Genomic DNA, 13,436 nt, shown 5'->3' with positions numbered 1-13,436 from the left:
AGTGCCCGGTCAGCCTTCGCCTGTCGCGCGTCTGTCGGGCATATGCGGGCGCAGTCAGGGTCAGTGCAGCCTGTTGCGCAGGGGAACAAGGCCAAGCGCGGCGATCAGGGCGAAGGCCGCGCCCGCAAGGAAGGTAGCCTCTGATCCCAGGCCCTGCCACAAGGCCCCCGCGATCACGCTGGCCATAAGCAGCGCGCCACCGGTGATCAGATTGAACAGGCCGTAGGCCGTGCCGCGCAGTTCGGCCGGAACGGCCTCGGCCACCAGCGCCGACAGCAGCCCCTGCGTCAGCCCCATGTGCAGCCCCCAGAGCGCAATGCCCAGACTAAGGGCCACAAAGCCGGAAGCCAGCGCCAGAACCAGATCGGCCGCGATCAGCAGGGCAAGCCCCGCCATCAGCAGGGTCGGACGGCTCATCCGGTCCGACAGAACCCCGGCCGGCCAGGCCGACAGTGCATAGACCGCGTTCATCCCGACCAGAACCAGCGGAATCAGCATCAGCGACAGACCCAGTTCTTCCGCCCGCAGAATCAGGAATGCCTCGGAAAATCGCGCCAGGGTGAAGACCGTCGCCACCGCGACGACCGCCCAGTACATCCCGCCCAGAAGCCGCAATTCGGCCCGCGAAAGGGGGGTGCGCACCTTGCGCAGCCCTTCGGGCCGCGCAGGTTCCTGCACGGCAAACAGGATCAGGCCAAGCGCCAGGAAGGCCGGAACCACCGCCACCCAGAAGACGGACTGGAAGTCGTTGGCAAAGACCCACATCAGGGCGATGGCCAGAAGCGGGCCCAGAAAGGCGCCAAGCGTATCCAGAGATTGGCGCAGGCCGAAGGCGGCCCCGCGGCGTCCTTCCGGCGCCAGGTCGGCCACCAGCGCATCGCGCGGCGCCCCTCGGATGCCCTTGCCCACGCGGTCGATGAACCGGGCCGCCACCACCCAGCCGATCGAGGGCGCAAGGGGAAAGACCGGCTTGGTCACGGCGGCCAGACCGTATCCGATCGCTGCCAGTTCCTTGCGGCGGCCGATGCGATCGGACAGGGCGCCGGAAAATACCTTGGTGATTGCCGCCGTCGCCTCGGCGATGCCTTCGATCACCCCCACCGTCAACGCCGTCGCGCCAAGGCCCACGGTCAGATAGACCGGAAGAAGCGCGTGGATCATCTCGGACGAGACATCCATGAGCAGCGACACGAAGCCCAAGGCCCAGATGCCCGCCGGCAACCCCCGCCAGGGAGAGGGGGACTTGTCTGCCATCGTCTCTGCCATTGCGGCCTCCTGCGTCTGGATGTCCCGCCGGGGAAGATCAGTTATGCCGCCGGGCTTCTGCCTCGGCGCGGCTTACGCCGATATCTGCGAGCATCCGGTCTTCCAGCCGGGCCAACGCCGCCCGCTGGCGCTGGCGGTCGGCCCAGGCCAGCAGGCCGGATGGCACAGGCTTGAACAGCTCTGGCGGAAAATGCGGAAAGAAGGCACCGGGGGATCTGGTCGTCTGCATGCCCATCTTCCTTCGTCAGCCGTTTTCGCCCTTCGCGTCGAAGACACGCCGGGCATAGTCGTCCAGCGCCGCTTCGCAGCCTTTCAGCCGTGCGGCTGCCTCTTCGGCGCGCGGGGCCCCGTAGAAATCAAGCTTCGCGATCTTCTCGAGCCAGCCCTGAAGCTTTTTCAGATCGACGTCATTTTCTTCCAGTTCGGCATAGCTGTAGTGGCCGGCAGCTATTTCCTTGGCCACCTCGCGCTCGAAGTCGTCGCACTTGTCGATGAATTCGGCATAGGCTTCGTCGCGTTCGGCCCTGAAGCGCGCCACGACCTTTGCCTCTTGCGCGTGGTCCAGGGCCGCAGTCTGCAGGATCACGCTTTCGCCCCCGGCTTCGGCGATGTCGTTCTCGACAATCTTCAGCCGACGGACATGATCATCTGTGCGCGGCAGGACGCAGACACCGTTCTGAAGATATACCGCGCCCATTCCCTTCAGCTTCCGCCAGATCGCGATCCGCCTTGCCGAGGGTTCGGCGGGAACCTTGTAGGTCATCAGGAGCCAGGTGATCGCATTCATGCGCACGTTCATAATGTAGCGATGGTTACAAAGCAAGAGTGCGTCTTGACTGCCACGATCCAGACCCGCTTCCCTTGCCGGTCAGGCAGAGGAACCGGCGGCCCGGGCCACGGCAGCGCCGCTTGCGATATATGATGGCGCATCGCAGGCAACGTGCCGGTGCTTGCGAATTCCGCCCCGCCCGCGCACCTTGTGCGCCACAAAGGGGGCACCATGCGCAGCAGCAAGACGATTCACGTGATTTCGGCCCATGCCGAGGGCGAGGTCGGCGATGTCATCGTGGGCGGTGTCGCCCCGCCGGCCGGCGCGACGCTCTGGGAAATGCGCGAAGCGCTGTGGCGCGACCAGAGCCTGCGCAACTTCGTTCTGAACGAACCGCGCGGCGGGGTGTTCCGGCATGTGAACCTTCTGGTGCCGCCAAAGGATCCGCGCGCGCAGATGGGCTTCATCATCATGGAACCCGAGGACAACCCGCCCATGTCAGGGTCCAACTCCATCTGCGTCTCCACGGTGCTTCTTGACAGCGGCATCCTGCCGATGACCGAGCCTGTGGCGCACATCACGCTGGAGGCGCCGGGCGGCCTTGTCACCGTCCGCGCCGATTGCCGGAACGGCAAGGCCGAACGAATCCATGTCCGCAACCTGCCGTCCTTTGCCGACCGGCTGGGCGTGCCGCTGGAGGTGCCGGGCCTGGGCCGGCTGACGGTGGACACCGCCTATGGTGGCGACAGTTTCGTGGTCGTGGACGCGGCCGCGCTTGGCTTTTCCCAAGCGCCCGAGGAAGCCCATGCCATGGCGAAACTGGGGGTAGAGATCACCCGGGCCGCTGACGCGCAGCTTGGCTTCCGCCACCCCGAGAACCCGGACTGGCGGCATTTCTCCTTCTGCCTGTTCGCCGGGCCGTTGATCCGCGTTGCCGATGGGTGGGAGACCGGCCATGCCGTCTCGATCCGGCCGGGCAAGGTCGACCGTTCGCCCACCGGGACGGCGGTTTCGGCGCGGCTGGCGATCCTGGCCGCGCGCGGGCAGATCGGGGCGGGAGAGGTCTTGCGCGCGCGCTCGCTGATCGGCGGGCAGTTCGAGGGGCGAATCGTCGGCGCGGCGAAGGTCGGCGATCTGGACGCCATCCTGCCCGAGATTTCGGGCCGCGCCTGGATCACGGGGACGCACCAGCACATGCTGGATCCCGCAGACCCCTGGCCCGAAGGCTATCGGCTGTCCGACACCTGGGGCGCGCGGTGACCCCGTCGGCAAGGCGAGCCGAATCCGTCATCTACCAGTTGCATGCCGCCGACGGGGGCAGGCCGCGTCCAAGGGGATGTCCTTGCCTCTGACCGACAATCAGCGCGGCGCACTGTTCATGACGGCCTCGATGGCTGGTTTCGCCGTCGAGGACGTCTTCGTGAAGGCTGCCGCGCAAAGCCTGCCGCTGGGCCAGGTTCTGCTGACCATGGGTCTTGCGGGCATGGTCGTCTTCGCGGCCATGGCCCGGCTGCAGGGCGAGACGTTTCTGCCGCGGGCCTTCCTGTCGCGCGCGATGCTGATCCGTTCGGCCTTCGAGGTGACGGGGCGGCTGTTCTACGGCCTTGCGATCACGCTGACGGCTCTTTCGACCACCTCTGCCATCCTGCAGGCCGCGCCGCTTGTGGTGGTTGCAGGGGCTGCACTGTTCTTTGGTGAAAGGGTGGGCTGGCAGCGCTGGGTTGCGGTGCTGACCGGCTTTGCCGGTGTGCTGATCATCCTGCGGCCGGGAACCGGCTTCTCGGCCCTCTCCCTTCTGGCGGTGGTCGGGCTTCTGGGGTTTGCCGGGCGCGACCTTGCCACGCGGGCAGCCCCCAGGGGATTGTCGAACCGCCAGCTTGGCGCGCTGGGCTTTGCCATGCTCGCGGTGGCAGGCGCAGTCCTGCTGGCGATTTCGGGCGGGGCAAGGTTGCCCGACCCGGCAACGGCCGGGCAACTGGCTGCGGGCTCTGTCTTCGGCGTCCTCGGCTACCATGCCCTGACCCACGCCATGCGCACCGGCGAGGTATCCGCCGTCACGCCCTTCCGCTACACGCGCCTTGTCTTCGCCATGCTGCTGTCCATGGCCCTGTTTGGTGAACGCCCCGACCTTGCCACATGGGTCGGCACGGGGCTGGTCGTGGGCTCGGGCCTGTTTGCGCTGACCCGCAGGCAGGGGGCCTAGGTCGGACAGCCTGCGCCAGTTTCACGCCCGGTGATAGGGAAGCCCCGCCATAATTGTGGCCGCCCGATACAGCTGCTCTGCCAGCATCACGCGGACCAGCATGTGCGGCCAGACCATGCGACCGAAGCTGATCACAAGGTCCGCGCGTGTGCGAAGCGCAGGGTCCACGCCGTCCGCCCCGCCGATCACGAAGGCCACGTCCTGCCGCCCGCCATCGCGCCAGCTGGCAAGTGCCTGCGCGAACTCCGGACTGGAGAGCAGCTTCCCGCGCTCGTCCAGCACGCAGAGGGCGGCTCCATCGGGAATCGCCCGGGCCAGAAGCGTCGCCTCTGCCGCCATGCCGCCGCCGCGCCTGTCCTCCACCTCGTGCTCGGCGACCGGCCCAAGTCCCAGGGGGCGGCCCGTGCGCTCCAGCCGTTCCACGTAATCGTCGACCAGACTACGCTCTGGCCTCGTCCGCAGACGGCCCACGGCGCAAAGGTGCAGCTTCATCAGGCCTGCGCGCTGCGGGTGGCGCCGGCGGGCAGCCACATCTTTTCCAGCTGGTAGAACTCGCGCACTTCGGGGCGGAAGACATGGACGATCACGTCGCCCGCATCGATCAGCACCCAGTCGCCTGTCTCTTTCCCTTCCATGCGGACGGAAATCCGCATTTCCTGCTTCAGCCGGTCGGCCAGCTTTTCGGAGATCGAGGCCACCTGACGCGAGGACCGGCCCGAACAGATTACCATGTAGTCGGCCACATCGGACCGGCCGCGCAGATCGATCTGCACGATGTCTTCGGCCTTGTCGTCGTCAACGGATTTCAGGACCAGGGCCAGCACGTCTTCGGATGCTGGCCCTTCGGCGGCAGGCGGGGCGGCGGGCGCCGGGCGCGGGCCGACCGGCAGGCCGGTGGCAGGATCGGAATGCGACAGGACAGGGTCCTCCAGAATGCGCGCGGTCCATCAGGCCCCCGCGCCGGGCCATGGCAAAAGACTAGCACTGCAAGGGCGCAATCTCAACCGAAGGCGCGCGCCTACGCCCTATTCCGCCGCAGCGCAAGGCCCTTTGCCGCTTTCCGCCCCGATCGGGAGTTTGGGTCAGCGGATGGTGAAGGCCACCTCGTTCCGCCGCTTCCACGGCAGGGTCATGGGCGCGTCGTAGAAATAGTAGTGCGGCCCGGCCAGGATGGTGAGGCCCGCGCCCTCGATCCAGGCCCGCAGCGCCTTGGCCCGGGCGGCAAGGTCGTCGGTGCCGGGCACGCCCGAGAACCGTTCCACCACCTGCCTTGACGGCCCGGCCTGCACGAAGCGGATCCGGTCGTCGCGCGGCGCAGGCAGGGTGTCCGCCGTGAAGCGTGCAGGCATCATGAAGCTGACCACCCAGTGGTCGGTCTCGGGCGTCTGCGCCACCGGCACGGTCATGGCGATCTTCTCGCCCGACGCATTCCCGCCGAAGATGTAGCCGGCCAGCATGCGAAAGCCAGTCTGGATCGCCCCCTGCCGTCCACCCGCCACGCGGACCTCGGCCAAAAGATGAAGGCCATAGACGCGGATTTCCCGCGTGCCAGCCACCTGTTCGACCCGATAGGGCGGCATCTCATGGCCCTTGTGGGTCTGTTCGGCCCTCGCCGTTGTTCCCATCGCACTCCCCAGAACCAGGGCCAACACCGCCAGTCGCATCGCCGCACCTTCGCTTTCGCGGGAACCTAGCTTGCCTGAAACGGATTTCGAGGGTATAGGGCGCCCATGTCCGGGTTCATCTACTTCAACATCACCGATCATGCGCGGCTTCCGGCCCGCTTCTTCGGCATGACCCGCTCGATCCTCGCCCGGCTTTGACCCCGGCCCGTGGCGCGTGAACGACCGCGCCGATCTGCGACCTTCCGACCGCCATCCCAAGAACAGGTGAGAGCCATGGCTCCTCGTACGCTTTACGACAAGATCTGGGACGACCATGTCGTCCATCAGGCCGAGGATGGCACCTGCCTCCTCTACATCGACCGCCACCTCGTCCATGAAGTGACCAGCCCCCAGGCCTTCGAGGGTCTGCGCATGGCCGGGCGCAAGGTCCGCGCGCCGGAAAAGACCATCGCGGTGCCCGACCACAACGTGCCCACGACGCTCGGTCGGGAAAACCCCGACCAGATGCCCGAGGAAAGCCGCATCCAGGTGGCGGCACTCGACAAGAACGCCAAGGACTTCGGGATCAACTACTATCCCGTGACCGACATCCGCCAGGGCATCGTCCACATCGTCGGCCCCGAACAGGGCTGGACCTTGCCGGGCATGACCGTGGTCTGCGGTGACAGCCATACCGCGACGCACGGGGCCTTCGGGGCGCTGGCGCACGGAATCGGCACCTCCGAGGTGGAACATGTGCTGGCCACCCAGACGCTGATCCAGAAGAAATCCAAGAACATGAAGGTCGAGATCACCGGGTCGCTGCGCCCCGGCGTCACGGCCAAGGACATCACCCTGTCGATCATCGGCCATACCGGCACGGCGGGCGGCACCGGCTATGTCATCGAATACTGTGGCCAGGCGATCCGCGAGCTGTCGATGGAAGGCCGGATGACCGTCTGCAACATGGCGATCGAAGGTGGCGCCCGCGCGGGCCTGATCGCGCCGGACGAAAAGACCTTCGAATACATCAAGGGCCGGCCCCATGCGCCCAAGGGGGCGAAGTGGGAAGCCGCGCTCGCCTACTGGAAGACGCTCTACACCGATGAAGGCGCGCATTTCGACAAGGTGGTGACCATCCGCGGCGAGGACATCGCCCCGGTTGTGACCTGGGGCACCTCGCCCGAGGACGTGCTGCCGATCACCGGCGTCGTGCCGGACCCCGAAAGCTTCACCGGCGGGAAGGTCGAGGCCGCTCGGCGGTCGCTGGACTACATGGGCCTCAAGCCCGGCATGAAGCTGACCGACATCGAGATCGACACGGTGTTCATCGGGTCCTGCACCAACGGCCGGATCGAGGACCTGCGCGCGGCGGCCGAAATCCTGAAGGGCCGCAAGATCAAGGTGAAGCGGGCGATGGTCGTCCCCGGCTCGGGTCTGGTGCGGGCCCAGGCCGAGGAAGAGGGCCTCGCGCAGATCTTCATCGACGCGGGCTTCGAATGGCGGCTTGCGGGTTGTTCCATGTGCCTGGCGATGAACCCCGACCAGCTTGCCCCCGGCGAACGCTGCGCGGCGACCTCGAACCGCAACTTCGAGGGCCGGCAGGGCCGCGGCGGGCGCACGCACCTCATGAGCCCCGCGATGGCTGCGGCGGCGGCCGTCACGGGCCGTCTGACCAACGTGCGCGAACTGATGGGCGAGATGGTCTGACCGGTGACTCCTCTGCCCTGTGCGGTCCTTCCCGCCGTGCCGGGCAAGGACCGCACGGGAGGGGCAAGCGGTCTCTGACCCTAAGGATTGGAAAAATGGACAAATTCACCACCCTGACCGGCATCGCGGCGCCCATGCCGCTGGTCAACATCGACACCGACATGATCATTCCCAAGCAGTTCCTGAAGACCATCCAGCGGTCGGGACTTGGCAAGAACTTGTTCGACGAGATGCGCTATACCCCAGACGGCAAGGAAATCCCTGATTTCGTGCTGAACCAGCCGGCCTATCGCAAGGCGCAGATCCTTGTGGCGGGTGACAACTTCGGGTGCGGATCCAGCCGTGAACATGCCCCCTGGGCGCTGCTGGATTTCGGCATCCGCTGCGTCATCTCGACCAGTTTTGCCGACATCTTCTACAATAACTGCTTCAAGAACGGGATCCTGCCGGTGGTGCTGCCCCCCGAGGCGGTCGCGCATCTGATGGAGGACGCAAGGAAGGGCGAGAACGCCCGGATCACCGTTGATCTGGAAGCGCAGACCGTGACGGCCTCGGATGGGACCACCTTTCATTTCGATGTCGACCCGTTCAAGAAGCACTGCCTGCTGAACGGCCTGGACGACATCGGCCTGACCCTTGAAAAGGCCGCCGCCATCGACGCCTACGAGGCAAAGGCCGCAACATTGCGTCCCTGGGTCTGACGCCTGACACTGATCGTGCAGGGAAGGGCCCTGCACGATTCGCAGATGATTCTACAGGCGGGCTGATACACCAGACCGCACCATGGCGCAGGGCAAGCCTTGGCCGACCCTGTTCGCATGGCAGTGGGCGGTCGCGCTGCGGATCATTCTGCGGCCCGGATGCAACTGATCCTGATGTCAGAAAAAGTCGGCAAAGAGTTGCTGATTGACCCAGAAATGGCCACAAAGCATTGGTTTCCTCTAGCAAACACGTTCCGAATCGGCTGTGGCAGGGGGAAGCTTGATCAGGATCGAGACGCTGCGGGAAAACATGCGCGGCGCAGCGGATGCCAAGGTCCGGCTGCGCTTCGTGTCATCGATCGAAGGCGCGGCGCGCACCTGGCTGAACCGGGCAACCGGGGCCGCGGTTCGTGCGTTCCTTGTCATGGTCGTCATCGTGATGCCGTCGGTCGTGCTGCCCGGCGTCGGCACCGACACAAAGCAGATCGTCGCGCTGATGGCTCTTTTTGCCGGAACGCTGGTCTTCATCGAATACAATGCGGTCTATCCCAGTCTGGTCGAATTTCGCGACGGCGCGCCGTTCAACCGCATCCGCTATCTGATGCTTTTCGCCATCATCCTGTTCCTGTCGATCATCGTTGCCGACCGCGAGGATCCGACGACGGTGTCCAGGCTCTTCCACGCATTGGGCATGGTGATTGGCGAGGCGCTCGATTTTCCCTATTCCCCGGTGCGTCTGGCAACCTACATGCTTGCAGACAACGCAACGGTCGAGCAGGTGACGCAGGTGCGCACCGCTGCCGGCACGGCCTATCTGGTTTCGTTGATCTCGCTGGCGATATTCGTGATCGTTCTGAAGATCGCGGGATGGCCCAGAACCAAGAGCGCTTTCAACGTCTGGGTCAACCTGCCCACCTTCGAGCCGACGGCCGGTGGCGATGTGGTTGACAGGCTGGAGCGGGACGCGCGGGTAAATCTTGCGATCGGCTTCCTTCTGCCGTTCCTGGTGCCCGCACTGATTGCTGTCCTGTCGTCGGGGCTTCCGGCAAGCACGATCACCTCGCCACAGACGCTGATCTGGACGATGGCCGCCTGGGCTTTCCTGCCCGCAAGCCTTCTGATGCGCGGGGTCGCCATGGCAAGGGTTGCCGACATGATCCGGGTGAAGCGCGACCTGAAGATGGCCGCTCAGGGAACCGACGGCGTGGATGCCGACGACGAAGGCGACCTCTGACGCCTGTGGTGCGTGCCTTCCTTTTCGCAACTCTTCTGTCCGTTCCTGCCGGAGCAGAGACCCTTAGGATCGCCACCTGGAATGTCGGGCTGGACCGCAAGGGTCCGGGACTTCTGGTTCAGGATATTGTGCGCGGCGAAGATCCGCAGATTGCGGCCGTGGTGCAGGTTCTCGCCGCGCTGAACGCCGATGTCATCCTGCTCACCTCCATCGATTACGATCGGGGCGGCGTGGCGCTGAACCTGCTGGCTGACCGTCTGGACGCCGCAGGCGCCCCCTATCCGCACCGATTTGCGCTTCGCCCCAATACCGGCATGCAGACCGGATTCGATGTCGATGGCAATGGCCGGCCTGGTGATCCCCGCGATGCGCAAGGCTTCGGCCAGTTCTCGGGCCAGGGCGGCATGGCCATCCTGTCGCGTCTTCCGGTCGATGCGGGGAATGCCCGCGACCATTCGGCCTTCCTTTGGCGCGATCTGCCCGACGCCCTGCTTCCCGACGCGGCCGATCCGGACCTGCTGGCGGTGCAGCGTCTGGCGACGACCGGGTTCTGGGATGTGCCGGTCCTGACCGATATGGGCCCGCTTCACCTGCTTGCCTTTCATGCAACGCCACCGGCCTTTGACGGACCCGAGGGCCGGAACCGCCGCCGCAACCATGACGAGGCCGCCTTCTGGCGCCACTATCTGACGGGTGGGTTGCCGATGGCCCCGCCCGAGGCGCCCTTCGTTCTGCTTGGCGACGCCAACCTCGACCCGGCCGATGGCGACGGCCTGCACGAGGGCATCCAGGCGCTGCTGGACCACCCGGCGGTTCAGGACCCGCAGCCCAGGGGCAATCATGGCAGGATCGAGCCCGAACACCATGGCGATCCGGCGTTGGATACCGCGATCTATGCCAGCCTGGGCGGGCTGAGGCTCGACTATGTGCTGCCGTCGGCCGGGCTGGCCATCGCCGGGTCCGGCGTTCTTTGGCCGGCTGATGACGAGCCGGTGGCCCACGTGCTGCGCGCGGCCTCGCACCACTACCCCGTCTGGGTGGATATCGTCGTGCCCGTGGAACCTTGACCCCGCCCTGCCCTTTGGCTAGGCCACGCGCGACCCAGTCCACGCAGTGAGCCGCATCATGTCCAACCCCTCTCTCCTCATTCTTGCCGGCGACGGCATCGGCCCCGAAGTCATGGCCGAGGTGAAGAAGATCATCGGCTGGATGGGTGACAGGCGCGGCATCCGCTTTGATGTCAGCGAGGATCTGGTCGGTGGCTGCGCCTATGATGCGCATGGCGTGCCCCTGACAGATGCCACGATGGCCAAGGCGCAAGCGGTGGATGCGGTGCTGCTGGGCGCGGTGGGCGGGCCGAAATACGACAAGCTGGACTTTTCCGTGAAGCCCGAGCGCGGCCTTCTGCGCCTGCGCAAGGAGATGGACCTGTATTCCAACCTGCGGCCCGCGCAATGCTTCGACGCGCTGGCCGATTTCTCGTCGCTGAAGCGCGAGGTGGTGGCGGGCCTCGACATCGTCATCGTGCGCGAGCTGACCTCGGGCGTCTATTTCGGCGAGCCGCGCGGGATCTTCAAGGAAGGCAACGAGCGGGTGGGCATCAATACCCAGCGTTACACCGAAAGCGAGATTGCCCGCGTGGCGCGGTCTGCCTTCGAGCTTGCGCGCAAGCGGCGGAACAAGGTCTGCTCGATGGAGAAGGCCAACGTGATGGAATCCGGCATCCTGTGGCGCGAGGTGGTGCAGGAGGTGCACGACCGCGACTATCCGGATGTAGAGCTGTCGCACATGTATGCCGACAATGGCGCGATGCAGCTGGTGCGCTGGCCCAAGCAGTTCGACGTGATCGTGACCGACAACCTGTTCGGCGACATCCTGTCGGACTGCGCGGCGATGCTGACCGGATCCCTGGGCATGTTGCCCTCGGCCTCGCTGGGCGCGCCGATGGCAAACGGCCGGCCTAAGGCGCTGTATGAACCCGTGCATGGCTCGGCCCCCGACATCGCCGGCCAGGGCAAGGCCAACCCGATCGCCTGCATCCTGAGCTTCGCCATGGCGCTGCGCTACAGCTTTGACCTGGGCGACGAAGCGACCCGCGTCGAGAAGGCGGTGGAAAAGGTGCTGGCCGACGGCGTCCGCACGGCTGATCTGATGGGCCCCGAGGGCGGCACCCCGGTATCCACGTCCCAGATGGGCGACGCCATCGTCGCGGCACTGGACGCAAGCCTCTGAGGCAGACATAGGGCAGGCGGGGGCGCCTCCCCGCTGCCCTGTGTGCAATTTCCGGGCTAGGGCCTGCGAGCGGATCACGAAGTTCCCGACCAGCCTCAGGTGGTCGGGCCTTCTGCGATTTCCCGGTAATGTGCGATGCGCTCGGCGTGATCGGCGACCCGATCCAGCCAGCGCAGGGCGTCGGTTTCCCGAAAGACGCCGGGAAGGTCGATGATCCCGGCATGTTCCCGAAGCATGGCCCCGCGCCGGTGCTGGCGGGCAAAGCCCTGCACGCGTTCCACCAGTCGCTCGGCCTGTCCGGGCCGCATCCGCTTGCGCAGCGCCGCCGCCACCGCCCGCGCCGGCCGCGCCAGACGCGGACTGTCGGCCAGGTGGGCAATCCGCTCGTATTCGCGCGCGCGGGCGGACAGACGGGCAAGATGGTCGATCAGATGCATCAGCGCGGCCATGCGCGCCATCGCCTCGGGGCGGTCGGCGGGTATGCGCAGTTGCGAGATCCACCGTTCCAGGGCCTGCCTCGCCGGGTCCAGCTGCCCGGGCAGGGCTGCCAGCGGCCGAAGGTCGCGCCTGTCCGGCGGGGCAAGGGCCGCGCCTAGTGCCGCGCCTACGGCCTCGGCCATGGCGCCTGCGGTCCGTGCCGCGGCGTCCAGCGCCGTGCCGGTATCGGTCAGCAGTGCCGGATCCAGCGCCGCGGCAAGCGTCACCGGGCGGTCCGGCACCAGCCGCTGCATGAGCGCGGCGAAGTGTTGGGTCAGGGGCAGGAAGACCAGCGTTCCGGTCAGATTGAAGGCCGTATGAAACAGGACCAGCGCCGTCTGGTCGTCATGGCCGATCAGCGTTGCGTGAAGCAGGGGCGAGATCATGTCCAGCAGCGGAAAGGCAATCAGCGCGGTGCCGGTATTGAACAGAAGATTTGCCAGCGCCGTCCGCCGCATCTCGACCCCGCCGCCAAGGCTGGCCAGAACCCCGGTCAGGGTCGAGCCTATGTTCATCCCGATCACCATCGTCGCAGCTTGCGCAAAGCTGATCGCGCCCGAACCTAGCAGAACCAAGGTCAGCGCCACCCCGGCGGAGGAGCTTTGCATGATGGCCGTCAGGCCAAGGCCAAGCGCCACCAGCACCAGTCGCCCACCCCAGCCATCATCCGGCAGGCGGTCGGGGGTGATCATTCCTTCCATTCCCGCCATCGAGGCCTGCATCAGGTCCAGCCCGATGAACAGCAGCGACAGCCCTGCCAGCATCCGCCCCCAACGCGCCAGCCTTCCCTCGCCGAAGATGCCGGTCAGCGCGGCAAGGAACAGTACCGGCAGCGCCAGAGTACCCAGCTTCATCTTGAAGCCGACCATGGCGACGATCCAGCCCGTCGCGGTGGTGCCGATGTTTGCGCCGTAAAGGATGCCCAGCGACTGGGAAAAGCTCAGAAGCCCCGCGCCGACAAAGCCGATCGCCATCACCGTCACTGCGCTGGAGGACTGCACCAGACCGGTGATCGCCGCCCCGGTCAACACGCCGCGCAATGGCGTGCGGGTGATCCGCAGAAGCCATCGGCGAAGACGTTCTCCGGCCAGATCGCGCAGGGCGGCGGTCATCGTTTCCATCCCGAAAAGGAACAGACCGATACCGCCAAGAAAACCCAGGATTCCCCCTGTCATGGCGCGAAGGTGACTGAAGCGCGTGCGCAAGGCAAGCCGTCCGGGCTTGTGGCACCCGGCCTATT

The 13,436-nt window shown here is 66.2% G+C and carries 14 protein-coding genes; 7 read left to right on the top strand and 7 right to left on the bottom strand.

Features of this window, described 5'->3' with window-relative positions; translation table 11 throughout:
• Nucleotides 1–60: 60 nt before the first annotated feature.
• The 3 genes from EYB42_RS03525 to EYB42_RS03515 are packed head-to-tail and all read right to left on the bottom strand — an operon-like array spanning nt 61 to nt 2,053.
• A complete protein-coding gene (locus EYB42_RS03525; RefSeq protein WP_240783946.1) occupies nt 61–1,266 on the bottom strand; it encodes an MFS transporter in 1,206 nt (401 codons plus the stop codon).
• Nucleotides 1,267–1,303: 37 nt separating this feature from the next.
• Nucleotides 1,304–1,495, bottom strand: a complete 192-nt coding sequence (locus EYB42_RS03520) for a DUF1127 domain-containing protein (RefSeq protein WP_135448260.1) — start codon at nt 1,493–1,495, stop codon at nt 1,304–1,306.
• Between the two features lie 15 nt (nt 1,496–1,510).
• Nucleotides 1,511–2,053 carry a Chromate resistance protein ChrB gene (locus EYB42_RS03515; RefSeq protein ID WP_135448258.1) on the bottom strand — a complete coding sequence of 181 codons (543 nt, stop codon included), beginning with the start codon at nt 2,051–2,053 and terminating at the stop codon, nt 1,511–1,513.
• Nucleotides 2,054–2,266: 213 nt separating this feature from the next.
• Between EYB42_RS03515 and EYB42_RS03510 the strand changes: the two genes are divergently transcribed.
• Together EYB42_RS03510 and EYB42_RS03505 are read left to right on the top strand one after the other, a co-directional pair.
• Entirely contained in the window at nt 2,267–3,295 is a 1,029-nt protein-coding gene (locus EYB42_RS03510; RefSeq protein ID WP_135448256.1) for a trans-3-hydroxy-L-proline dehydratase, read from the top strand.
• 82 nt (nt 3,296–3,377) lie between these two features.
• Complete coding sequence (locus tag EYB42_RS03505; protein WP_276605844.1) at nt 3,378–4,238, top strand: DMT family transporter; 861 nt, start codon at nt 3,378–3,380, stop codon at nt 4,236–4,238.
• A gap of 21 nt (nt 4,239–4,259) precedes the next feature.
• On the opposite strand, the gene rlmH is transcribed toward EYB42_RS03505, so the two are convergent.
• The 3 genes from rlmH to EYB42_RS03490 form a co-directional block, all read right to left on the bottom strand.
• Nucleotides 4,260–4,730 (bottom strand): 23S rRNA (pseudouridine(1915)-N(3))-methyltransferase RlmH, encoded by a 471-nt coding sequence (gene rlmH / locus EYB42_RS03500; RefSeq protein WP_135448254.1) that lies wholly within the window; start codon nt 4,728–4,730, stop codon nt 4,260–4,262.
• Nucleotides 4,730–5,059 carry a ribosome silencing factor gene (gene rsfS, locus EYB42_RS03495; protein ID WP_135448454.1) on the bottom strand — a complete coding sequence of 110 codons (330 nt, stop codon included), beginning with the start codon at nt 5,057–5,059 and terminating at the stop codon, nt 4,730–4,732. The genes rlmH and rsfS overlap by 1 nt, the downstream gene beginning before the upstream one ends.
• 261 nt (nt 5,060–5,320) lie before the next feature.
• Nucleotides 5,321–5,902, bottom strand: a complete 582-nt coding sequence (locus EYB42_RS03490; protein WP_135448252.1) for an SOUL family heme-binding protein — start codon at nt 5,900–5,902, stop codon at nt 5,321–5,323.
• 234 nt (nt 5,903–6,136) lie between these two features.
• Between EYB42_RS03490 and leuC the strand changes: the two genes are divergently transcribed.
• The 5 genes from leuC to leuB all read left to right on the top strand — a co-directional run bounded on the left by leuC (nt 6,137) and on the right by leuB (nt 11,719).
• The gene (gene leuC / locus EYB42_RS03485) at nt 6,137–7,552 is read left to right on the top strand and encodes a 3-isopropylmalate dehydratase large subunit (protein ID WP_135448249.1); all 1,416 of its coding nucleotides are present in this window, start codon (nt 6,137–6,139) and stop codon (nt 7,550–7,552) included.
• 95 nt (nt 7,553–7,647) lie between these two features.
• Complete coding sequence (leuD, locus tag EYB42_RS03480; protein ID WP_135448247.1) at nt 7,648–8,253, top strand: 3-isopropylmalate dehydratase small subunit; 606 nt, start codon at nt 7,648–7,650, stop codon at nt 8,251–8,253.
• Between the two features lie 424 nt (nt 8,254–8,677).
• Entirely contained in the window at nt 8,678–9,487 is an 810-nt protein-coding gene (locus EYB42_RS03475; RefSeq protein WP_135448452.1) for a hypothetical protein, read from the top strand.
• Between the two features lie 8 nt (nt 9,488–9,495).
• On the top strand, nt 9,496–10,554 hold the full coding sequence (locus EYB42_RS03470) for an endonuclease/exonuclease/phosphatase family protein (protein ID WP_346763295.1): 1,059 nt from the start codon (nt 9,496–9,498) through the stop codon (nt 10,552–10,554).
• Between the two features lie 58 nt (nt 10,555–10,612).
• Nucleotides 10,613–11,719, top strand: coding sequence for a 3-isopropylmalate dehydrogenase (gene leuB / locus EYB42_RS03465; RefSeq protein ID WP_135448243.1), 1,107 nt, complete (start codon nt 10,613–10,615; stop codon nt 11,717–11,719).
• A gap of 95 nt (nt 11,720–11,814) precedes the next feature.
• Here the strand turns inward: leuB and EYB42_RS03460 are convergent, their stop codons facing one another.
• Nucleotides 11,815–13,371, bottom strand: a complete 1,557-nt coding sequence (locus EYB42_RS03460; protein ID WP_135448233.1) for a Na/Pi cotransporter family protein — start codon at nt 13,369–13,371, stop codon at nt 11,815–11,817.
• Between the last annotated feature and the right edge of the window lie 65 nt (nt 13,372–13,436).

Origin of the sequence: Tabrizicola caldifontis (genome assembly GCF_004762095.1) — a bacterium.
GTDB lineage: Bacteria > Pseudomonadota > Alphaproteobacteria > Rhodobacterales > Rhodobacteraceae > Tabrizicola > Tabrizicola caldifontis.
This window is presented reverse-complemented; position numbering and strand designations above follow the sequence as displayed.